At 63.7% G+C, this 21,622-nt stretch carries 23 protein-coding genes and 1 tRNA gene; 17 read left to right on the top strand and 7 right to left on the bottom strand.

What is annotated here, in order from left to right; all coding sequences use genetic code 11:
• Positions 1 to 72: 72 nt before the first annotated feature.
• On the bottom strand, positions 73 to 534 hold the full coding sequence (locus XH88_RS27135) for a cupin domain-containing protein (RefSeq protein WP_271671305.1): 462 nt from the start codon (positions 532 to 534) through the stop codon (positions 73 to 75).
• Positions 535 to 1,309: 775 nt separating this feature from the next.
• Between XH88_RS27135 and XH88_RS27130 the strand changes: the two genes are divergently transcribed.
• On the top strand, positions 1,310 to 1,489 hold the full coding sequence (locus XH88_RS27130) for a hypothetical protein (protein WP_271671304.1): 180 nt from the start codon (positions 1,310 to 1,312) through the stop codon (positions 1,487 to 1,489).
• 354 nt (positions 1,490 to 1,843) lie between these two features.
• Here XH88_RS27130 and XH88_RS27125 read toward each other — a convergent pair whose 3' ends face one another.
• Positions 1,844 to 2,911, bottom strand: coding sequence for a polysaccharide deacetylase family protein (locus tag XH88_RS27125; RefSeq protein WP_271671303.1), 1,068 nt, complete (start codon positions 2,909 to 2,911; stop codon positions 1,844 to 1,846).
• Positions 2,912 to 3,165: 254 nt separating this feature from the next.
• Here XH88_RS27125 and XH88_RS27120 point away from each other — a divergent pair, with 254 nt between their 5' ends.
• Both XH88_RS27120 and XH88_RS27115 read left to right on the top strand, forming a co-directional pair.
• Positions 3,166 to 3,474: a hypothetical protein gene (locus XH88_RS27120; RefSeq protein ID WP_271671302.1), complete on the top strand. Its 309-nt coding sequence runs from the start codon at positions 3,166 to 3,168 to the stop codon at positions 3,472 to 3,474.
• A gap of 150 nt (positions 3,475 to 3,624) precedes the next feature.
• The gene (locus tag XH88_RS27115; RefSeq protein ID WP_271671301.1) at positions 3,625 to 3,840 is read left to right on the top strand and encodes a hypothetical protein; all 216 of its coding nucleotides are present in this window, start codon (positions 3,625 to 3,627) and stop codon (positions 3,838 to 3,840) included.
• Between the two features lie 8 nt (positions 3,841 to 3,848).
• On the opposite strand, the gene XH88_RS27110 is transcribed toward XH88_RS27115, so the two are convergent.
• Positions 3,849 to 5,543: an MFS transporter gene (locus XH88_RS27110; RefSeq protein ID WP_271671300.1), complete on the bottom strand. Its 1,695-nt coding sequence runs from the start codon at positions 5,541 to 5,543 to the stop codon at positions 3,849 to 3,851.
• 137 nt (positions 5,544 to 5,680) lie between these two features.
• Here XH88_RS27110 and XH88_RS27105 point away from each other — a divergent pair, with 137 nt between their 5' ends.
• From XH88_RS27105 to XH88_RS27075, 7 genes are all read left to right on the top strand, one after another.
• Positions 5,681 to 7,051, top strand: coding sequence for a hydrolase (locus XH88_RS27105; RefSeq protein WP_271671299.1), 1,371 nt, complete (start codon positions 5,681 to 5,683; stop codon positions 7,049 to 7,051).
• A 33-nt stretch (positions 7,052 to 7,084) separates the two neighbouring features.
• Entirely contained in the window at positions 7,085 to 8,452 is a 1,368-nt protein-coding gene (locus XH88_RS27100) for a cytochrome P450 (protein ID WP_271671298.1), read from the top strand.
• A 50-nt stretch (positions 8,453 to 8,502) separates the two neighbouring features.
• Positions 8,503 to 9,912 carry an adenylate/guanylate cyclase domain-containing protein gene (locus XH88_RS27095; protein WP_271671297.1) on the top strand — a complete coding sequence of 470 codons (1,410 nt, stop codon included), beginning with the start codon at positions 8,503 to 8,505 and terminating at the stop codon, positions 9,910 to 9,912.
• A 137-nt stretch (positions 9,913 to 10,049) separates the two neighbouring features.
• Positions 10,050 to 10,538 carry a tellurite resistance TerB family protein gene (locus tag XH88_RS27090; protein ID WP_271671296.1) on the top strand — a complete coding sequence of 163 codons (489 nt, stop codon included), beginning with the start codon at positions 10,050 to 10,052 and terminating at the stop codon, positions 10,536 to 10,538.
• 229 nt (positions 10,539 to 10,767) lie between these two features.
• Positions 10,768 to 11,547, top strand: coding sequence for an SDR family NAD(P)-dependent oxidoreductase (locus XH88_RS27085; RefSeq protein ID WP_271671295.1), 780 nt, complete (start codon positions 10,768 to 10,770; stop codon positions 11,545 to 11,547).
• Between the two features lie 130 nt (positions 11,548 to 11,677).
• Complete coding sequence (locus XH88_RS27080) at positions 11,678 to 12,472, top strand: glutamine amidotransferase (RefSeq protein ID WP_271671294.1); 795 nt, start codon at positions 11,678 to 11,680, stop codon at positions 12,470 to 12,472.
• A 112-nt stretch (positions 12,473 to 12,584) separates the two neighbouring features.
• Positions 12,585 to 13,397, top strand: a complete 813-nt coding sequence (locus tag XH88_RS27075; protein WP_271671293.1) for an enoyl-CoA hydratase — start codon at positions 12,585 to 12,587, stop codon at positions 13,395 to 13,397.
• Between the two features lie 102 nt (positions 13,398 to 13,499).
• On the opposite strand, the gene XH88_RS27070 is transcribed toward XH88_RS27075, so the two are convergent.
• A tRNA-Ala gene (locus tag XH88_RS27070) sits at positions 13,500 to 13,575 on the bottom strand.
• 200 nt (positions 13,576 to 13,775) lie between these two features.
• Here XH88_RS27070 and XH88_RS27065 point away from each other — a divergent pair.
• From XH88_RS27065 to folD, 3 genes are read left to right on the top strand one after another with little or no spacing between them, the layout of a single operon-like run.
• Positions 13,776 to 14,066 carry a YggT family protein gene (locus XH88_RS27065; RefSeq protein WP_271671292.1) on the top strand — a complete coding sequence of 97 codons (291 nt, stop codon included), beginning with the start codon at positions 13,776 to 13,778 and terminating at the stop codon, positions 14,064 to 14,066.
• Positions 14,067 to 14,098: 32 nt separating this feature from the next.
• The gene (locus XH88_RS27060; protein WP_271671291.1) at positions 14,099 to 14,434 is read left to right on the top strand and encodes a DUF167 domain-containing protein; all 336 of its coding nucleotides are present in this window, start codon (positions 14,099 to 14,101) and stop codon (positions 14,432 to 14,434) included.
• Position 14,435: 1 nt separating this feature from the next.
• The gene (gene folD, locus XH88_RS27055) at positions 14,436 to 15,320 is read left to right on the top strand and encodes a bifunctional methylenetetrahydrofolate dehydrogenase/methenyltetrahydrofolate cyclohydrolase FolD (protein WP_271671290.1); all 885 of its coding nucleotides are present in this window, start codon (positions 14,436 to 14,438) and stop codon (positions 15,318 to 15,320) included.
• Between the two features lie 135 nt (positions 15,321 to 15,455).
• On the opposite strand, the gene ppa is transcribed toward folD, so the two are convergent.
• Both ppa and XH88_RS27045 read right to left on the bottom strand, forming a co-directional pair.
• Complete coding sequence (ppa, locus tag XH88_RS27050) at positions 15,456 to 15,992, bottom strand: inorganic diphosphatase (RefSeq protein WP_271671289.1); 537 nt, start codon at positions 15,990 to 15,992, stop codon at positions 15,456 to 15,458.
• A gap of 196 nt (positions 15,993 to 16,188) precedes the next feature.
• Positions 16,189 to 16,698, bottom strand: a complete 510-nt coding sequence (locus XH88_RS27045) for a GNAT family N-acetyltransferase (RefSeq protein WP_271671288.1) — start codon at positions 16,696 to 16,698, stop codon at positions 16,189 to 16,191.
• A 266-nt stretch (positions 16,699 to 16,964) separates the two neighbouring features.
• Here XH88_RS27045 and XH88_RS27040 point away from each other — a divergent pair, with 266 nt between their 5' ends.
• Genes XH88_RS27040 through XH88_RS27025 form a run of 4 tightly spaced genes read left to right on the top strand, consistent with a single transcriptional unit; the run spans position 16,965 to position 20,124 of the window.
• Positions 16,965 to 17,864 carry an alpha/beta hydrolase family protein gene (locus XH88_RS27040; RefSeq protein WP_271671287.1) on the top strand — a complete coding sequence of 300 codons (900 nt, stop codon included), beginning with the start codon at positions 16,965 to 16,967 and terminating at the stop codon, positions 17,862 to 17,864.
• The gene (locus XH88_RS27035; RefSeq protein ID WP_271671286.1) at positions 17,861 to 18,328 is read left to right on the top strand and encodes a DUF2269 family protein; all 468 of its coding nucleotides are present in this window, start codon (positions 17,861 to 17,863) and stop codon (positions 18,326 to 18,328) included. The genes XH88_RS27040 and XH88_RS27035 overlap by 4 nt, the downstream gene beginning before the upstream one ends.
• Positions 18,329 to 18,336: 8 nt before the next feature.
• Positions 18,337 to 19,656: an SDR family oxidoreductase gene (locus XH88_RS27030; RefSeq protein ID WP_271671285.1), complete on the top strand. Its 1,320-nt coding sequence runs from the start codon at positions 18,337 to 18,339 to the stop codon at positions 19,654 to 19,656.
• Between the two features lie 60 nt (positions 19,657 to 19,716).
• Positions 19,717 to 20,124, top strand: coding sequence for a thiol-disulfide oxidoreductase DCC family protein (locus XH88_RS27025; protein ID WP_271671284.1), 408 nt, complete (start codon positions 19,717 to 19,719; stop codon positions 20,122 to 20,124).
• 92 nt (positions 20,125 to 20,216) lie between these two features.
• Here XH88_RS27025 and XH88_RS27020 read toward each other — a convergent pair whose 3' ends face one another.
• Positions 20,217 to 21,461, bottom strand: coding sequence for a flavin monoamine oxidase family protein (locus XH88_RS27020; protein WP_271671283.1), 1,245 nt, complete (start codon positions 21,459 to 21,461; stop codon positions 20,217 to 20,219).
• Positions 21,462 to 21,622 lie beyond the last annotated feature (161 nt).

Below are 21,622 nucleotides of genomic sequence, written 5' to 3'. Positions count from 1 at the left end.
GGGTCAGCATGCGGCTAGGCCGGATAGGGTGCGTCTCTGCGGATGTCAAAAAGACCCCGCAGAAGTACGATTTCAATTCGTGCCGATAGTGCAAGCCACCACCGCCATCACAGGACCGTTCCGCGCGACAAGTGATTTGAGCTTGTTGATGGCTCGGATCGCGATGCCAATTGGGAATGGATTGTTCAGACGGAGGAAGGCGATTTTCCTCACGAAGCTCTCGACATGCCATTTGGCGTGCGCGCCCGCACGAAAATAGATCACGTCACCGGCGCCATAGCGCTTCAGCGGCGTGCCGTCGCCCTCAAGCACGATCGATCCTTCGAGGATCACGATGGTCTCGTCGAGATCGTAGTACCAGTTGAATTTGCCTTCGGTGCAGGACCAAAGCACGGTCTTGGCGGTGTTGCAGCCGCTGGCCGCGAGGACGCGGGATCGAGCTTCAGGTTTGCCTTCGATGATCCAGGATGGCTCGATCGGAGAGGGATCGAGATCCATCTTGTCGTGCCCGGTTTCAATGAGAGCGAGTGGCATCGGTTTCTCCGCTGCAATCAGCTTGGAAGCCATTTCGTGGCGCTAGTTAGCGATCTTTCAAACGAGTGAGAAGAGACCACTTTGCCGCGACTCTGAAGAGGTACCTCTACCTCCTAACTCAGGATATTCCCGGAACCGCAGGCCCGATGCCGAGTTTTTCCAGGTCCCGGATGAGGAACGAATGACGCGCCACTCGGGAGGGTGGTCGGCCCCAGCTTTCTGGGGCCGCTTCGTTTTTGGCTGCTAGAAACATCAGGGTCTTTGCCAAGTTTTCCCGATGATCTTCCCCAAAGGGCAGACCCCAAATTGGCCCCAGCTCCATCGCCCCCGATTCCGCGAGCCGGGCCTTTTTGATATCCGCAGAGGTGGATTAGGACACTGCAAATCCGAGTTAGGCCGAATGCCACATCGCAGACGGCAAGGTTCCAGTGCATGTTGATGTGCGGACTGGCGCACGACTTGGCCGGTCCGGCACCTCTCCCCCAGCTCAGCCAGCCTCGGGCTGGGGGCTTTTTTTATAGCCGGGCCGTTGTCCGAAAACGAAAAGAGCGCGTGGGGGATGCCTCAAGGCTCTGGGCATTCTCCGAGCTCTTTAGTTTTTCCCGCCATCAATCACTCGGAACTCCGCTTCACCCGCAGGCGACCAGCTTTCCTGGAGCTGCTTCCCGCAGCCTGGGCTGCTCATTCTTGGCTGCTGGGAACATCAGAGCCGCTACCAAGTTTTCCCGATCTGCTCGCCAAGGGTACTGCTCTCGTTCCGCGTAGAGAAAGTCCAATGAAAGACCCGATTCGCGATCCCAACCATTGGCGCGAACGCGCCGACCAGACGCGAGCGAAAGCTGATCGGTCCTTTGACGTAAGAACGAAACTGAGGCTTTTGAAGATTGCAAGCGAGTACGATCGGTTGGCCGAGCGCGCTCAACAATGGCAAACGGGGGATGAATTGAAAGAGTAAGGTCGCCTCAGTTGGCGGCCGGCCTAAGCGGACTTGCGCTTCCGACCCCCTTTCAGACCCGCCGGTATGGCCTGCCGATGTCTGCTTCCGGAGGGTAGAACGGACCCTCCCGAGTGAAGTGCGGGTTTAACCGAAAAATGTTTGGGCTGCCTTCCCGCCGCCCCTCGTTGACAAGCCTTTTGCTTCTGCCAACGCGCGCACAATCTTCCTTGTCCAGCTTCGATTGCCGTCCGCCGAACAACGGATATGGCCCAGCACCGCCACGGCATTTACCGGTAAGCGGCGGCGTGTCATTCCCGAAATAAGAATGGCCGGGCTGAGCCCGGCCATCATGCTTTGTCGAAACCTAAGCGCCTAGCGCTGAGAGACCGTCTGCACCACGCTCGAGACCGGGCGCGCGTTCGTCGCATTGGTCGCCGGCACCTTCAGCTCCTTGAGGATCGCTTCGTCATACTCGGGCAGCGAGTCGAACGTGGTCTTGGCTTTGATCTGCACGACCTTGTAGCCGCCGGCCTTGAGACGCGCCAGCAGCGTCGGCAGCGCTTCGCCGGTGCGCTTCTGGAAGTCGTGCATCAGGATGATGCCCTTGCCGAGCTTGTCGAGCTTGGTCATCACGTTGCTGACAATCTTGTCCGGCGTATTCTCCTTGCGGAAATCGAAGGAGTCGATGTCGGTCGAGAAGATCCCGAGGTTGCGGCTGCCGAGATAGCTCACGAGCGCCGGACTCTGCGACAACTGCGGGAAGCGGAAGAATGGCGACGGATTGGTGCCAAGCGCCCATTTCACCGCGCTAAAGCCCTTCTCGATCTCGTCCTTGGCCTGCTGCTCCGTCATTTTCTTGCCGGCGAGATTGACGTGCGACCAGGTGTGCGTGCCCACCGTGTGGCCCTGGGCCAGAACCTGGCGCAGGATCTCCGGATGCCAGGTGGCGTGCTTGCCGACCGAGAAGAACAGGCCCTTGGTGCATTCATCGGCCAACGCCTTCAGCACGGCCGGCGTGTTGTGCGGCCACGGGCTGTCGTCGAAGGTCAGCACGACCTCCTTGTCGGTCAGGAAATCAAACTGCTTGAACTGCTCGAAGCCGAAGCCCGGACCGCCGGTCGTGTCGATCTCGACCACGCGCGAGACGCCCAACGCATCCGGATTGGTGCAGGTCGTGGTCTGCTGAACCGGAGCCGGCGCGGGCACGGGCGCCGGAACGGGCGCGGCGGCAACAGCGGCGGGCTTGGCGGCGATCGCCGCAGTGGTCTCGACGTCGTCCCTGGCGGCGAGCTTGACCGGTGCCGGCAGAGGATCGGCGGCACGGGCGGCTGTTGTCTTGGGGGCGCCCTGGTCGGCGCGGGAAGAATAAAAGTACCAGCCTCCGGCGATCACGACCGCCGCAAGGACACTGGCCAGCATCAGGCCTAACGCATTACGCATCGCTACTCTTTCCAATTACGCAACCAAACCAGCGGAATTTCCCGCGCGACGAGCCATTAATGCGAAGGAACAGTTAACGTGACACCAACACGACGGCGGATCCGGAGGAATTTCAGGCAGGTGCGCCAAAGTGACCGATGTCACAGAGGGCGCGGCGCCCGTGACCGTCATCACAGTGGAAGGGACTTTCCCGGAGCATGGTCATTCCCATCGACAACGGGCCCGCGCACCCGCGGTGTCAATGGGAGCTTCACATGACGAAGTCGTTCTCCGCCAAGTCCCTCACTGCGAAGATTCGCGACACCAGCCTCGGCCTGGGCTTTGCCGCCATCGTCGCGATCGTCTCGACGACATCGAGCTTCGCCTTCACGGCCGAAGCGCAGCAGATGTGCACCGGCGATGCCTTCCGCCTGTGCTCTTCGGAAATCCCAAATATCCCGAAGATCACCGCCTGCATGATCAAGCACCGCTCGGACCTGAGCGCCGGCTGCCGCGCGGTGATGGACAAGGACCTCGCCAAGGGCGCCTCACGCAAGGTCGCCGATGCGCAGGACGGCCAGTAAGAGCGCGCTGCAAAGCTCCCTTCGCGATCCGCCCCGGCGTCAGGCCGGCTTCGCGGCAGCGCGTGGATGCCTTTCAATAAAGCCGTTGCGACCAGGAGATCGTCGCACTAGCTTCGCCCGCCTATCTCAAGGGGTACGAGGCATTACGCGATGACCAGATTTCTTTTCATAGTTTCTATGGTTCTGTGCGCATCGGGTGCGTCCGCGCAGCAGCAGCCCGGCCACGACGCCTGCGCGCGTGACGTCACGCGCTTTTGCCGGGCCGTCATGAACAATGGCGATAGCGCCGTACTCGCCTGCCTGAAGGAGCATCGCGCGCGCCTCAGCAAGGCCTGCGACAAGGTGCTGACAGAGCACGGACAGTAGGGTGGCGGCTAGCGACTGATGGTGCTGCCTGCCGCGGTCGCGACCACAGGCAGCACCTCGCTCGACGCACGGTCCGGCGTCTCTTCCTTCCAACGCACTGAGCCGAACGGCCGCTCCAGCATGCGGCGGATCCGCACCGGCTCGGGACCGATATGGAAGTCGATCGCCTGCTGATGCAGGGCGCGCTCGGACTGGGTCGAACGGTTGCGCTGGCGCAAGTAATCGAACCAGGTCGGGCAGTGATAGCGCTCGGTCCACAATTCCGGATCGGCAATGTCGCGCGCGATCGACCAGCCATAGGCGCCGTTGCGCTGGCGCGAGAGCTGCACGTCCTGCATCACGTTGTGGAAGGCGCGCGCGTTCTCCTGGGGGACGCGATATTCGATCTCGACCACCAAGGGTCCGCTGCGCCCGGTCAGCGACAGCTTGACTTCCGGGTCGGCCAGCACCTCGGCATCCTCGTTGCGCGCGCCGACGCGCGGCATTGCAAGCCAGATGCCCAACAGCGGCGAGACCAGCATCAGGCCGGCGGCCGTCAGCAGCGCGACCTCGACGCCTGCATAGTCGGTGAGATGGCCCCAGCCCCAGGCGCCGATCGCGATGCCTCCGGAAATCGAGGCCTGGAATGCGGCGAGAGATCGTCCGGCGACCCAGCGCGGCGCTGAAAGCTGCACGCCGATATTGAACAGGGCAACGGCGGCCATCCAGACCGCGCCCGCCAGCACCAGCGCGGCAGCGGTGAGCACCGGCTCGCTGCTCAGGCCAATCGCCGCCATCGCAAATGCCAACGAGATCGTGCAGGCTCGAATCGCAGCCTCGCCGCTCATGCGCTTGCGCAATTCGTGGATGTTGAGCGCACCGATGACCGCGCCCATGCCGAATGCGCCGAGCATGATGCCGTAGGTCTGTGCGCCGCCATGCAGGAGGTCGCGGGCGACCAGCGGCATCAGCGCCATCACGGCGCCGCCGATCAGGCCCATCACCAGCGTGCGCAGCAGCACGATCTTGATCGGTGGCGAATTGGTGATGTAGCGAAAGCCGGAGACCATGGCGCGGTTGAGTTTCTCCCGCGGCAGGCGCGATGGCTCGGTGGTCCGCCGCCACAGCAGCAGCACCACCAGCAGCGGCAGATAGAGGATCGCGTTGCAGGCGAATGCCGCGACCGCGCCGGCTGCGGCGACAATCACGCCGCCGACCGCAGGTCCAAAGCTGCGCGCGATGTTGTAGCTGATGCCGTTCAGCGCCACCGCGGACGGCAGCGCGTCCGGCGGCACCTGCTCGCTGACCGAGGACTGCCAGGCAGGTCCGAACAGCGCGTTGCCGCTGCCGACGACGAAGCAGAAGGCCAGCAGCGATTCCGGGGCGATGAGCTTGAGTCCGGCGAGGATCGTGAGCGCGGACGCGCCGGTGAGCGCGATCATCAGCGCGACGAGCGTCACGATGCGACGGTCGTACATGTCGGCGATGGCGCCGGCCGGCATCGAGATCAGCATGATCGGCAGCATCAGGGCGGTCTGCACCAGTGCCACCTTGTCGGCCGAGGCTGCCATTTGCGTCATCGCCCAGGCCGCGCCCACGCCCTGGATCAGGAGGCCGAGATTGGACAGCAGGCTGGCGAGCCAGATGCGCCGGAATACGGTGTAGCGCAGGGGGGCCGTGATGCCGTCGGCGGAACGTCTCTGACGGTTCGTCTGCTCGGTCATATCCCGTTCCAAGTCGTCTGGCAGAAATGGCTTCAATGATTCCGGCGCCTTCAGTGATGCCCGCGAAAGTCCTTCGCTGTCCAGTGGTTAGGCCGCTATAAGCGGTGCAAAGACATGGTTTTATCGGAGAGGAACAGATGAAGCTGTCACGACGGGCGATCCTGCAGGGTGCGGGCGGACTGGCTTTCGCGGTTGCGAACTTCCGGATGGACGCGCTGGCACAAGCGCCGTCCGCGGCTGCAAGCTCGGAGGTGCCCCCCATCCTGTTCGTCCACGGCAACGGCGATTACGACGCGCTCTGGATGACGACGCTGTGGCGGATGGAATCCAACGGCATCGCGCATGATCGCATGATGGCGATCAATTTTACCAATCCCACGGCGCGCACCGACGACACGGTCGAGCAGGCCAGCCGGTCCTCGACCGAGGATCAACGTCGCGAGCTTGCCGCCGCCATCGCTGAACTGAAGCGCCGCACCGGCGCGGCCCGCGTGGCGCTGGTCGGCAATTCGCGCGGCGGCAATTCCATCCGCAACGTCATCAAGAACGGCGGTGCAGGCGATGTCAGTCACGCCGTCCTGTGCGGCACGCCCAATCACGGCGTGTTTGCACTCGATGATCTCCTCGGCAGCGAGTTCAACGGACGCGGCGCCTTTCTGCGCGGCTTGAACGAGGGGGACAGCGAGGTGACGCCGGGCGTCGCCTTCCTCACCTTGCGCAGCGACGGCATGGACAAATATGCGCAACCCGATGGTCGCTTCATCGGTAAGCCGGGCGTGCCCACGAATGTCACCGCTGAGGGACCGGAGCTGAAAGGCGCGACCAATCTCGTGCTCGGCACCATCGATCATCGCGAGACGGCGTATTCTCCGCGCGCGTTCCGCGAGATCTACAAGTTCATCGCCGGCCGCGAACCCGCGCGCATCGCCATCACGCCGGAGCGGAGCGTCCGCCTCAGCGGATTGGTCACGGGCGCCGCAGACGGCGCGCCGACCAACCGTCCGGTCGCCGGGGCGACAGTTGAAGTTCACCACGTCGATCGCGAGAGCGGCGAGCGAAGAGGCGATGTCGTGCACCGGTCGACGACGGGGGCCGACGGCCGCTGGGGGCCGGTCGAGGTCGAATCCGACTGGCCGCTCGAGATCGTCCTGGCCTCGCCGGACGCCCCGATCACGCACTTCTACCGTTCGCCTTTCCCGCGCTCGTCCGACGTCGTGCATCTGCGCGCCGCGCGCCCGTTCATGCCTGCGGAGAGGGATGCTGGAGCGGTGCTGATCATGTCGCGTCCACGCGGCTATTTCGGCCTGCCGCGCGACATCGTCCTGTTCGACGGCAAGGAGCCCGCCGACGTTCATCCGGGCGTGCCCACGGATGCGACAGCAACCCTGCGCCTTCCGGCCAGCGAGATCGGACGTAACGTCTTGGCCCAGTTCAACGAAGAACGGATCGTAGCACGCGCGTGGCCCGCCTCCGAGAATAGGATTGCGGTTGCCGAACTGACTTACTAGCTTTTACCTGCGTCAGATCTGCGGGAGAGAGCCATGAACATCGCCAGTGTGCGTCGGCCCATCATCCCCCCGACCCCGCCGCGCGCGCCGGAGAATCTCTCGTTCTTCGGCCGGCTTGCGGTGATCAGGCAGAACATGATCGCAACCTGGGGGCAGCGCGCCTATGAGGAAGGGATCGTCGAGGGTCGCTTCTTCCTGCACAAGAGTTTCATCCTGAACCAGCCGGACGCGATCCGGCACGTGCTGCTGAGCGATTACGAGAACTACACACGGACGCCGGCGGGCATCCGCATGCTGCGTCCGGTGCTTGGCGACGGTCTCCTGCTCGCAGAAGGCCACTCCTGGACATTTCAACGCCGCACGCTGTCGCCCGCGTTCACGCCGCGCGCTACCGCCAACCTCGTTCCGCACATGACGGCGGTGCTCGACGAGACCATCGCGAAGCTGGATGCGCGCACGAGCGAGCCGGTCGATCTGCGGGATGTCATGCAGCGGATGACGCTCGAGATCGCCGGGCGCACGATGTTCTCGTTCGGCATGGACCGGCACGGACCGACCTTGCGCAACTTCGTCATGGAGTATGGCGAGCGGCTCGGGCGGGCCTACTTCCTCGACATGCTGCTGCCGGTGTCCTGGCCGACGCCCATGGATCGCGCCCGCGCCCGCTTCCGCACGCGCTGGACAAAATTCGTCGCGATGCTGATCGCCGAGCGGCGTGCTGCGGGCAAGAAGGAGGGCGCGCCGCCGCGCGATCTGTTCGATCTTATGGACGAGGCGCGCGACCCCGTAACGGGCAAGGGATTTTCGGACGAGCAGCTCGTCGACGAGGTCGCAACCATGATCCTGGCCGGCCATGAGACGACCGCAACTGCGCTGTTCTGGGCGCTCTACCTGCTTGCGCTCGATCCGGAGACGCAGGAGGAGGTTGCCTCCGAGACATCAGGCGAGCATCTCGACAGCATCGCCGATATCGAGCGGCAAAAATTCACCCGCGCCGTGATCGACGAGACCATGCGGCTCTATCCGCCGGCCTTCCTGATTGCCCGCGCCGCGCGCGACAGGGACAATGTCGCCGGCGCTAAGGTCGGCAGGGGCGATATCATCATGATCGCACCCTGGCTGCTGCACCGGCACGAGAAGCTGTGGGATCAGCCGGACGCGTTCATCCCCAAGCGCTTCATGTCGAAAGAGCCGCCCGACCGCTTCGCCTATCTGCCGTTCGGCGCGGGTCCGCGCGTCTGCATCGGCGCGCCGTTTGCGCAAGCCGAGTCCGTGTTGGCGCTGGCGCGTTTGATCGGCGCATTCCGCATCGAGCTCGTCGACGCCGATCCCGTCATTCCGTACGGTGTTGTTACGACACAGCCGGACCACTCCCCGATGTTCCGCGTCACGCGTCGGTGACAGGCGATCGCCTGACCGATGGCGCGATCCAACAAAAATCGAGTTACGCCATGAGCGACATCCAGGCCCAGTTTTCCGTTCTCAAGCAGACGGCCGATCCCGTCGTCGTCGAGGCCATCGCGGAGCTGATCGCCAAAGGTCATGATCGCGATCTCAACCGCATCAATGTGCTGGACTTTGCCGATCGGAGCGGGCTCGATCAGGAGAAGGTCATTTCCGGATTCCTGCACGCCTCGCGGCTCGGCCTGTTCGACATGAGCTGGAACGTGCTGTGTCCCGGCTGTGGCGGCGTATTGGGCGCGCATACGACGCTGAAGTCGCTGAAGCACGAAGACTACAATTGCGCGCTCTGCGCAGCCGGATACGAGGCGTCCGTCGACGAGATGGTCGAGGTGGCCTTTACCGTCAGTCCGCGAGTCCGCCGCATCGGTGCTCACGATCCCGACACCTTGCCGATGTGGGAATACGTGCGGCAGATGTTCTGGAGCTCCGGCGTCGACATCAACGAAGCGGCTTTTTCGCGCCTGATCAACGAGGTGACGCTCGAAGCGCTGGAATTGCCTGCCGGTGAAAAGGCAATCCTCTCGCTGAACCTTCCCAGCCAGTTCATCATCGTGTTCGAGCCGGTGACCCATTCCGCCCACTTCCTGGATGTCCAGGGTGAGGCGACCAGCGAACGCCAGCAGCTGTCAATCATGTTCAACAAGCTGGAGGCGCCGACCGGGACCACGGTCGTGCGCCCCGGGCCGCTCCGACTCACGCTGGAAAATCAATCGGACAATCGCGTGTTGCCCTCGGTCTGGATCGCCGGCGACGCGCTTCATGAGATGATCGGCAAGCGCAAGCCGATCCTGACCGCCAAGCGGATGCTGTCGAACCAGACGTTTCGCGACGTCTTCAAGGCCGACAATCTCAACGTCGATCAGCGATTGAAGATCACGTCGCTGACCTTCCTGTTCACCGACCTGAAGGGCTCCACCGCGCTGTACGAGCGTGTCGGCGATCTCAACGCCTTTGACCTCGTGCGCGCGCACTTCCGGGCGCTGCTGGAGATCATCGCCGCCGAGAAGGGCGCCGTCGTGAAGACCATCGGCGATGCCGTCATGGCGACCTTCGTCAGGCCCGAGCACGCGATCACCGCGGGGCTGCGTATGCGCGCGGCCATGGATGATCTGAACAAGGAGCGCGGCGCCAAGGATCTCGTGCTCAAGATCGGCATTCACGAAGGCCCTTGTCTCGCGGTGATGCTCAACGAGCGGCAGGATTATTTCGGCCAGACCGTCAACATCGCCGCGCGGGTGCAGAGCCTGTCGACCGCGCAGGAGATCCACATCACCGGCCCGGTGCTGGATGCGCCCGCGGTCGCCGAGATCCTTCAGCGGCGCGAGATCAGGCCGATCCAGAAGCAGGCGGCCCTGCGCGGCATCGCCGACAAGATGGTGGTGTACGAGATACCGTGAGTCGGCGCTCCCAGATTGCCGAAACGTAATGCAGCGCGCGGAACTGACGCACGTTGCGCCGGTTGAATTTCCTGCTCATATAGTGCTGGTAACCGCCGCGCTTTCCCTCGCGGCGTCATCGATTTCGGTAGGACCTTATGCTCGACGGCCTGCGCCAATTCATCGCCGACATTGTTGCTCCCCAAGCCCAGGACCGCGCCTTCGGCGACAGCGATTATCGGCTGGCGGCGACCGCGCTGCTGATCCACGTGGTCTCGCTTGACGGCCAGCCGACGCAGGCCGAGCAGCGCAAGCTGCATAGTCTGATCGAAAGCCATTTCAAGCTCGATCGGGGCACCGCCGACCGGCTGATCGCCGACGCGACCCAGGTCGAGGGCGAGGCGGTCGATCTCTATCACTTCACCAGCGTCATCATGCGCTCGCTCGATGAAGAGGGCCGCAAGCGCATCGTCCAGATGATGTGGGAGCTGGTCTATGCCGATGGCGAGGTGACCGAGTTCGAGGACAACGTGGTCTGGCGCGCCTCCGATCTGCTCGGGATTTCCCAGCGCGACCGCATCGATCTGAAGCACGCGGTCGCAGACCGCGCCGGTGGCCAGATCAAGGACAATGCAGTCGGCGGCTAAGCCGTCGGCAACGCGACGTGGTTGCTGATTGTATCGACCACATGACGAAACTTTAATGTAGTGCCGAGCCGCAAGGTTCCGGATTCCTCTGTAATTCCGGGACTTTCTCCCTTTCCCTGTCGTTCGCTCAGGCCGCCATGCCGCCGGTGCCGCTTGCTTGTCCTGCACGGCCTATGCTCCAGTTCCGCCATTACGGTGCCAAAAGACTTCAATTCAAGAGACTGCAATCGTGACTGAGCGGGTAACGTTGATCACCGGTGCCTCGGCGGGCATCGGCACGGAGCTAGCGCGTGTGTTTGCCGCGAACGGACACCGGCTCGCCCTCACGGCGCGACGTGCCGACCGGCTCGAGGCGCTCGCGAACGAGCTCGCTGCGACGTGCGGCAAGAAGCCGATCGTGATCGCCTGCGATCTTGAGCAAGCCGATGCCGGCGAACGGATCGCCGCCACGCTTGCTGCCGAAGAGGTCGAGCTGGACAATCTCGTCAACAATGCCGGCTTCGGCGTCTTCGGCGACGCCATTGAGCGCGACCGCGACGAGCAGGTCGGCATCGTCGACGTCAACGTCCGGGCGCTGACCGATCTGTCGCTGCGCTTTGCCGATCAGCTCATCAGGAACAAGGGCGGCCTGCTCAATGTCGGCTCCATTGCCGGCTTCCTGCCGGGTCCCGGCATGGCCGTCTATTACGCCTCCAAGGCCTATGTGATTTCGTTCACCGAGGCCTTGCGCGCGGAGCTCGCGCCACGCGGCGTTCGCGTTACCGTGCTGTGTCCAGGTCCAGTGCCGACCGAATTCCAGGAGCGCGCCGGCGTCGGCTCGGGGCATGATACCGCCATTCTCAACGTCTCCGCCGCCGAGGTTGCGCGGCAGGCTTATCGCGGCCTGATGGCGAACAAAAGGGCAGTGCTACCGGGTCTCGGCATCAAGATTGTGCCGTTCGCGCTCCGCTTCTTACCGCGCGCCTTCATCCTGTCTGCCACCAGCCGGTTCCAGCGCCGGCGGTACTGACGAAGTCCTCAAGTCTCCGTACTGGCCCGGAGCTTGCTTCTGTATCGCATCGTGTGTGCGCAAACTCACACGATGTTAACCAGCGCTTAGCTATGCTGGCGGCTTGAACCGATAGCACTCGCAAAAGACCATGTCGTTTCGGACGGACAGGTTTGGTGGCGCAGAAGTGGTGCCCTTCCCCGGAAGGACGTCGCGCACGGCCGCCTCCGAGCCTAGGCTTCCGGTTCTGATCGTCCTGCACCAGGAATCCTCGACGCCCGGTCGTGTCGGCAACGCGCTCCGCGCGCTCGGCCATCGTCTCGACATCCGCAGGCCGCGGTTCGGCGATCCCCTGCCCGATACGCTGGATGCGCATGCCGGCGCCGTGATCTTCGGCGGCCCGATGAGCGCCAATGATTCGGACGACTATATCCGCCGCGAGATCGACTGGATCGAAGTTCCCCTTCGCGAGCAGCGGCCATTCCTCGGCATTTGCCTGGGCGCGCAGATGCTGGCGATGCAGCTCGGCGCACGTGTGGCACCGCATCCGGAGGCGCTGACCCAGATCGGCTATTATCCGATCCGACCCACCGCGGCGGGCCACGCGCTCTGTCCGGACTGGCCGGCGCAGGTGTATCACTGGCATCGCGAAGGCTTTCAATTGCCGAGAGTCGCCGAATTGCTGGCGGAAGGCGACGATTTTCCGAACCAGGCGTTCCGAGCAGGCAACGCTTTCGGCGTGCAGTTCCATCCTGATGTGACCTACGCGATGATGCATTGCTGGACCACGCGCGGCTATGACGGCCTCCGCGCGCCCGGTGCGCGCGAGCGGCATCATCATTTTGCGGACCGTGCCGTCTACGATGCCGCTGAACGCGCCTGGCTCGATCATTTCATCGACGGCTGGCTGGCGCGCCGGCCGGTGCTGGCGCAAGCGGCCGAGTAATCGCGCGTCCGCGCAGGTCCTCCGCGCAAGTCCTTGCCTCATCCCTGGATATGCTAGGCTGGCCGCCAAACGAGCGCGCGTGAACGCGTGCCGGCAGACAAGGGAGAGCGCGATGGCCTACGAGCACATTCTCTATGAGGTGAGCGACAAGATCGCGACCATCACGCTCAATCGTCCCGATCGCATGAATGCGTGGACGCCGACCATGGAGCGCGAGGTGCGGCAGGCGATGGAAACCTCAAACGCCGACGACAATGTCCGCGTCATCGTGGTGACCGGCGCGGGCCGCGCCTTCTGCGCCGGCGCGGATATGGATGCGCTGAAAGGGCTCGATCCCAACGACGTCAGGCGCGCGACGAACCTGCCGCCCTTCGATATGAACCGCCGTCCGGACTGGCAGACGCGCTACGGCTTCTATCCGTCGATCGGCAAGCCCGTCATCGCCATGCTCAACGGCGCGACCGCCGGTATCGGCCTCGTTCACGCCCTCTATTGCGACCTGCGCTTCGCCGCCGACAACACGGTGTTCACGACGGCCTTCGCGCGCCGCGGCCTGATCGCCGAGCACGGAATCTCATGGATGCTGCCGCGCATCGTCGGCCACGCCAATGCGATGGACCTGCTGCTCTCGGCGCGCCGCGTTTCGAGCGAGGAGGCGTTGCGAATCGGGCTGGTCAACCGGCTCTGCTCGCCCGACAAGCTGCGCGAGGAGACTTACACCTATGCCCGCGACCTCGCCGATTTCGTCTCGCCGAGTGCGATGGCCGTGATCAAGCGGCAGCTCTACGAGGTGCCGTTCCAGACATTGGCTGAAGCGACGATCGAGGCGAACAGGGAGATGATGGTGGCGCTGAACGGCAGTGATTTCCGGGAGGGCGTAGCCAGCTTCATGGAGAAGCGTCCGCCAAGGTTTACGGGGAAGTAGGGGACTCGTGAAGGAAGCCCGCCGTCGCCCTTCGGGCTATGGCGCGGCAGCCTTCGCTACGAAGCGGCTTGCCGAGCCGAAGCAGGCGCAGCCTGCGAAGGCTGGTGGAGCCAGGCGGGATCGAACCGCCGACCTCGTCATTGCGAACGACGCGCTCTCCCAGCTGAGCTATGGCCCCTTTGCTGGCCGCTCTGGTAAACGCGGCCGACAACCGGGCGCCATTTAAGTCCCCGCCAAGGTCAAGTCAAGGACGCGAGTAAAGGGGTTTTAGCCATAGTGGCATCGACTTCCCTTGTTTGGGCCGGGGGGAACCGATATCTAGCCATGATCACCCCAAACACTGCCCCCAATGACACAGGCCCAGAGAGTGCTTCGCTGATGCGCCCGATAGTCTTCATTCTGATCCAGATCATCAATCTGTACATCTATCTGCTGATCGCGTCGGCAATCCTGTCCTGGTTGATCGCGTTCAACGTCGTAAATACCCGCAACCAGTTCGTCGGCGGGGTCTGGGAGTTTCTCTATCGGATTACCGAACCGGTCCTTGGGCCCATCCGGCGCAGGCTGCCCAACATGGGCGGTCTCGATGTCTCTCCGATCGTCGCCTTTTTCGTGCTCTGGCTGATCCAGCTCTATCTCGCCGAGTACGTCTATCCGAACGTGCCCTAGCCGGCGGAACCGTGGCGGAGCCTTGTGGCCTCTTGACCGAACCTTGGCGCATCTCCACCACCGGCATCAGTATCGCGTTGCGGGTGACGCCGCGAGGTGGACGTGACGGCGTCGACGGGATCGAGCAGTTGTCCGACGGCCGCAGTGTGCTGAAGGTACGCGTGCGTGCCGTCGCTGATGGCGGCGAGGCGAATCGCGCGGTTCTGGCGCTGCTGGCAAAATCGCTTGGCGTGCCCAAGGCCAGCGTCAGTCTGCTGTCGGGGGCGACGTCGCGGCTGAAGCAGGTTGCCGTCGCGGGCGATCCGGCACGGCTTGCTGATGCGTTGCGCGAGCTCGCATCAGTCAAATCGACAGGGACAAGGAACTGACATGACGGCCAAGATCATCGATGGAAAAGTCATCGCTGCGGACCTTCGCGCCCGCGTGGCGGACGAGGTCGCCCGCGTCAAGCGCGAGCACAATCTGTTGCCGGGCCTCGCAGTCGTTCTGGTCGGCAACGATCCCGCCAGCGAGGTCTATGTCCGCTCCAAGCACAAGCAGACCCAGACCGCCGGCATGGCATCGTTCGAGCACAAGCTGCCCGCCGACGTCTCGCAAGCGGATCTGCTGGCCGTCGTCGCCAAGCTCAACCGCGATCCCGCCGTGCACGGCATTCTCGTGCAACTTCCGCTGCCCAGGGGCCTCGACACCGAGGCCGTGATCAACGCCATCGATCCCGCCAAGGATGTGGACGGCCTGCATCCGAACAATGCCGGCCGGCTTGCCGGCGGCTTCCAGGCGCTGTCGCCCTGCACGCCGCTCGGCTGCATCATCCTGACCAAGAGCGTGCATGCTTCGCTCGAAGGCATGAATGCCATCGTGATCGGTCGCTCCAATCTGGTCGGCCGCCCGCTGGTGCAATTGTTGCTGAACGAGAATGCCACGGTGACGATCGCGCATTCGCGCTCGCGCGACCTGCCCGGACTCGTGAAGCAGGCCGACCTCGTCTATGCCGCGGTCGGCAGGCCCGAGATGGTGCGTGGCGATTGGCTGAAGCCCGGCGCGACCGTGATCGATGTCGGCATCAACCGCATTCCCCCAGACGACGGCAAGACCCGCCTCGTCGGCGATGTCGCCTATCAGGAAGCGCTTGGCGTTGCCGGTGCCGTGACGCCCGTGCCGGGCGGCGTCGGCCAGATGACGGTGGCGTGCCTGCTGGTGAACACGCTCCGCGCCGCCTGCGCGATTGCCGGCCTGCCGAAGCCGGCGGTGTAGTCCCGCTCTCGTGTCCCGGACGCGGCGCGGCATGAAATGACGCGACGCTGAGCACAGGGACCCATCGCTCCACTGGGCTGGGCCCCGGCTTTGCAGCGCATCGTTTCACGCTGCGCTGCGTCCGGGGCACGAAACCTACGCCTTCTTTTTCTTCTCCCGCTCGATACCTTCGAGGATCAGCTTCGCCGCTTCCTCGGGGCCGCCCCAGCGCAGGATCTTCACCCACTTGCCCTTCTCGAGATCCTTGTAGTGCTCGAAGAAGTGCTGGATCTGCTGCAGCGTGATGTCCGGCAGGTCGGAATAGGATTTCACCTTGTCGTAGCGCTGCGTCAGCTTCGACGACGGCACTGCCAGAATCTTCTCGTCGCCGCCGGCCTCGTCCTCCATGAAAAGCACGCCGACCGGACGCACGCTCATGACGGCGCCGGGAATGATGGCGCGGGTGTTGACGATCAGGACGTCGCAGGGGTCGCCGTCATCGGACAGGGTATGCGGGATGAAGCCGTAATTACCGGGATAACGCATCGGCGTGTACAGGAAGCGGTCGACCACCAGCGTGCCGGCCTCCTTGTCCATCTCGTATTTGATCGGCTCGCCGCCCACGGGGACTTCGATGATGACGTTGACGTCGTGGGGTACGTTTTTTCCGATCGAGACCGCATCGATACGCATTCAGAAGGCTCCGTTGTTGCCGAGGTGAAATCGCGCCCGGCAGCGATTTGGCGCTGTCATACGCGGGGTTGGCCCGCTGATCCATGGTGTTTTTATGAAAAAATGAATCCCGCGATCACCGGCGCAAAAAGCGGGCGGTATCGACGGATGGGAATCGCTGCCGACTAAATTTTCAGCAGCTCAATTGGACCAAACCCTAGTTGGTCCAGGCGAAGGCAACCTTGTCGAGCGCCTTTGGTCCGAACCGCTCCGAAGAGCGTGCCACCATGCGGCCGCCCAGGGCGCGATAGAACTCGGTGGCCGGATCGTTGTCCGAGAGCGCCCACACCACCATGCTCTTCAGATTGCTCTGCATGAGGTCGCGGCGGGCCGCAGTGAACAGGCGGCGGCCGAAACCGAGGCCCTGAAACTCGGGACGCAGATACAGTTCGTAGATCTCGCCGTCAAAATGCAGGCTGCGGGCGCGATTGCGGCCGTAGTTCGCATAGCCCGCGATCTTGTCGCCGAACACGAGCACGCTGACGCGGCTGCCCTTGCGGATTGCGCTGTCCCACCATTGCGGACCACGGCGGTTGATCAGCTTCTCAAGCTCGGCGCCAGGAATGATGCCCTGATAGGCGGAGCGCCAGGCTTCGTCATGGGCGGACGCCACCGCAGTTGCATCTGCGGCTTTGGCCGGCCGGACCTCTATCAGGGTTGTGCTCATGGACGCGATCAAATCAAGTCGCCGCGCTGGCGGCAAGACCTATCCTTAATTATCGGTTAACCTGTGGACTTTCTGCATCAGTATTTTAACCATGTTGTGCCGAAAAAAGACAAGAGGTCACTTTGGACGGCACCGACCTGCCGTGGGTCGGTGCAAAACTGCGTTGCGACAACGAATGAACCGCAACGGCAGCGCGGAAAGTCCGCCTAAAATGATTCGTTCCTACTAGTGTGGGCGTCGTTGTCTGTGCTCGCCTCCGGCCATTCATGCGGCTCCTCAACACTCTTGCTCTTCTACTTCTGGTGGTCCTGCCGACTGCGCCGCCTGTGCGCGGACAGCTCACGTTTGGGCCGTCGGGACAGGAGGGCGGACCGTTCCGCCGACAGGAATGGCGCGTGCCGTCACCCGATACCGGTATCGCAGCGCGCGCGCTGTTGTTTCGTCCCGCCGGCGCTGGTCCATTCCGGCTTGCGCTGATTGCGCACGCGTCGACGCAGAACGTGCTCCGTCGTGCCCAAATGCCGCAGCCGGAATATCGCGCGTTGGCAGCCTTTCTCGTTGCGCGCGGCTTTGCCGTGCTGGTGCCGGAGCGGCTCGGCCATGGTGCAACCGGTGGCCGCTACGTCGAAGACCAGGGCGGCTGCGACGAAGCGGACTATGCACGTGCGGGTCGCGCCACCGCGGAAGAAATCCTGCTCGCGTTGAGTTATCTGCAAAAGCAGGATTTTATTCGTAAGGATGCCGCGGTCGTGATCGGCCATTCTGCCGGAGGTTGGGGCGCGCTGGCGCTTGCGGATGCCGATCCGAAGGCGATTTCAGCGATCATTGCCTTTGCGCCCGGGCGCGGTGGTCATGCCGATGACGAACCGAACAAGGTCTGTGCGCCGCATACGCTTCTCGCTGCCGCCGCCGGATTCGGCAAGGCGGCGCGCATTCCCGTGACGTCGCTGGTTGCAGCCAATGACAGCTATTTTGTGCCGGCATTTTCGCAAAGACTGGCGGACGCTTTTCGCAGCGGCGGCGGCAAGGACGATTTTCGCACGCTGCCGGCCGTGGGCAGCGAGGGCCATTGGATGATCGAGCTAGATGCCGGCGTCCAGGCCGCAAGCAGCGAACTCGCGCGTGCGCTGAACCTGCCAAACCCTGCGGCGACCAAGAAGCCATGACGCTGTACTTTCTGGTCAAATATCTGCACGTGCTCGGCGCCATCGTCATTCTCGGCACCGGGTCAGGCATCGCCTTCTTCATGCTGATGGCACATCGCACTGATAACGCGGAGTTCATCGCCCGCACGGCTTCGGTGGTCGTGATCGCAGATGCGATCTTCACGCTATCGGCCGTGATCCTGCAACCGGTCACCGGCGGCTTGCTGATGATGCTCTCGATGACCTCGATCACCGAGCGCTGGATTCTCGCCTCGCTCGCGCTGTATGCCATCGCGGGCGTGTTCTGGATTCCTGTCGTTTTCATGCAGATCGAGATGCGCGAGCTCGCGCGCAAGGCCGCGGCGCAGCAAGCGGCGCTGCCGGAGCGCTACTTCGTCCTGTTCCGCCGCTGGTTCGCATTTGGTTTTCCCGGCTTCGGCGCCACGATGCTGATCCTGTGGTTGATGATCGCCAAACCGTTTTGAATGACGCGATGACCCAGCGAAGCATTTTGGTGCTCGGCGCCTCCGGCCTGATCGGCCGCTTCGTCACCGACGATCTGCGTGCGCGGGGTTTTCGCGTTGTCGGTCTTGCACGGAGCCTGCCCCCGGCGCAGCAGATGAGTGCGCTCGATATTGAGCTGCCGATCTTGTCGCTCGACACGGCAGCGCTGACACATGTGCTGAACGAGCATGCGGTCGATGTCGTCGTGAACTGCCTCGGCGTGCTCCAGGATGGTCCCGGCAGCGACACCAACGCCGTGCATCGCGACTTCGTTTCACGGCTGCTTCAGGCGATAACCGGTAGCGGCCGTCCGATCCGGCTGGTGCACATCTCGATCCCCGGCGCCGCCGAAGCCGATCGCACCGCCTTCGCCACCACCAAGCGCGAGGCCGAGCGGCTGATCGCGGCGTCTGGCATTCCCCACATGATCCTGCGGCCCGGTTTCGTATTGGCGCCGTCAGCCTATGGCGGCAGCTCCATGCTGCGCTCGCTCGCCGCCTTTCCGTTCGATCTGCCGCCTGCCGAGATGGCGACCCCGTTCCAGCCCGTTGCGGTCGATGACATCTCCGCGACCATTGCCTGGGTCGCCGCGCGCGATATCGACGATGCATCCGTCAAGGCTGTGAGCTGGGACCTGATGCAATCCGAGCCGATCACCATGGCCGGCGTCATCAAGCAGTTCCGGCTTGCGCTCGGCACGGCTCGATGGCGTCATGTTCCGATACCATCCTTCATGCTCGATCTCGGCGCCAGAATTGGCGATTTCGCGAGCACTCTCGGCTGGATGCCGCCCATGCGGACCACCGCGATCACCGAGCTCCGCCGCGGCGTAACCGGCGATCCCTCGGTTTGGATCGCCGCCACCGGCCTCGTGCCGAAGACGCTGGTGGATGCGATCGGGCGCCATCCCGCCACCATCCAGGACAAATGGTTCGCGCGGCTGTTCCTGATCAAGGCGATGATCGTCGCGAGCCTGGTCGCATTCTGGCTCGTCTCCGGCTTCATCGCGCTGTTCGTATCCTACCGCGCCGCCGCCGGGATTCTCAGCGCGCACAACTTCCCGCCGACGCTTGTCGATCCCATCACCATCGGCACCAGCCTGATGGACATGAGCATCGGCGTCCTGATCGCCTTCCGCCGCACCACTGCGATCGGATTGGTTGCCGGCATCGTCGCCTCGCTCGGCTACATGCTCGGCGCAGCCATCCTGACGCCCGATCTCTGGATCGAGCCGCTCGGCGCATTGGTGAAGACAGGACCGGCGATCGTGCTGATGCTGGTGGCGCTTTTGATGCTGGACAATCGATAGCGTTTTCGATCGAAGCGGATACCGGTTCGCGTGAAGAAAACGCGTCAAAATGAGAATCTGATGCCCAAATGGCCCGACGATGATGTCATCCTGTTCGACGGCGTCTGCATCTTCTGCTCGCGCTGGGTGCGGTTTGTCGCGGCGCGGGACAAGGCGAAGCGATTTCGCTTCACACCAATCCAGTCGGAGTACGGGGCGAAGCTAGCCCGCACCTTTGGCATCAACCCAGAGGATCCCGATACGAATGCCCTGATCCATGGCGGCGAGGCGTTCCTGAAGTCCGATGCTGCGCTGACGGTGCTGTCGCTGCTTCCGGGCTGGGGCGGGGTGCGCGCGCTCTTCGCTGTGCCAAAGCCGCTGCGCGACGTCGTCTACAGCCTCATCGCCCGCAACCGCTATCGCATTTTCGGCAAGTACGACTCCTGCTTCGTGCCGGATGCCGATTTGCGGGCGCGAGTGATCGAGTGACTCGTCATTGCGAGGGCAGCGAAGCAATCCAGGATCTTTCCGCGGTGGCAGTCTGGATTGCTTCGCTGCCCTCGCAATGACGGAGTGTGCGGTTAGGGCTCGCCTAGAGCCGCCAACACGTCCTTCGCCGCCCGCTCACCACTGTCCCGCGCACCATGCGCCGTCGTGAAGAAATTTGGCGACGTCGCCTCTCCCGCGAAGAACAGGCGTTCATCCACCGGTGCAGCCAAGACGGCGCGATCGCCGGCATGCCCCGGCAACGCGTGCGAGTAGGAGCCACGCGCAAACGGATCGCGTGCCCAGCGCGACTCGCAGAGCGGCTTCAGCTTGCGGCGGATGTCGTTGCCGAGAAAGCCGGCGATCTCGTCGATGCTGTGCGCGGAGATGGCGCCTTCGCCGGCCTCTTCCAGCTGGCGGGCAAAGCTGCCGCCGAAAAAGCCTTCGATGCAGGGCTGGCCGAACGGCCGGATGTGATAGGTGCCCATCTCGGTGCGCATGGTTGCGCCGCGCAAATTTGCTTCCTTCGGGAAGGCCTCGGCGCCCTCGAGCGCCAGCGTGACCTTATCGTCGACGCCGAGCGGCAGACCGGCTGCGGCGTCGACCTTGGCCGGCAACGGTGGCGAGAAGCGGATCGCTTCGTCGGCGATCAGATTGGTCGGCACGGTGACGATCACCTTGTCCGCGGTCAGCGTGCCCCGTGATGTCGCGATGCGGACCCGCTTGTCCGAATGATCGACCAGACGGACGTTGCAGTTCAGCGCGACAGGGCAGGGCGCGCCATAGGCTGCGACGAGCGCGCCATAGCCGCGACGGACGCGCCAGTTCAGCTCGCTGTCCTCATAGGCATCCCAGTCGAGCGTCGACATGTCCTTGAGTTCGCAGCCGTTGATGTAGGTCGAGATCGCGTCGATCATCGGATTCCAGCGGTTGCCGGGCTCGAGACTGCGGCTCGCCGGCTCGTCTTTGCCCTTCTGCGCGGCCTGCCACAGCCGCTCATAGAACGCGTCCAGCGCGCGCATGAAATCGTCGCGCTCGCCTTGCGGAAACGCGTTGCCATAGGCGCGCTCGCGCCAGGGCGGCAGGTCCCTGTTGAGCTCGAATCCCAGCTGCTTTGCGATTGGAACGAAGGAATTCCGGTCGGCCGAATGCAGCCAGCCGCAGCCGACGTCGAAGGTGACTTCAGGCGAGGCCTGCACCGTCCAGGCGCGGCCGCCGAACCGGTCGCGCGCTTCGAGCACGATCACGGAAAGACCGGAGCCTGCCAGCGCATGCGCCGCGCCGAGGCCGGCCGCGCCGGCACCGATGATCGCGACGTCGACGGAGGAGGGGAGGGACATGGGTCGGCTCTAGCACGTTCGGAATGTGCGCTAAAGCCACCACAACACTGGTGTCACCACTCGCGAAAGCGGGTGATCCAGTATTCCAGAGACAGTCGTTGTAGAGTCGAGGGGCCGCGGCGTACTGGATTCCCCGCTTTCGCGGGGAATGACAGCGGGGC

Source organism: Bradyrhizobium sp. CCBAU 51627 (assembly GCF_028128765.1).
Classification (GTDB): Bacteria; Pseudomonadota; Alphaproteobacteria; order Rhizobiales; family Xanthobacteraceae; genus Bradyrhizobium.
Note: the sequence above shows the minus strand (reverse complement) of the source record. Positions and strands in the feature narration are given on the sequence as shown.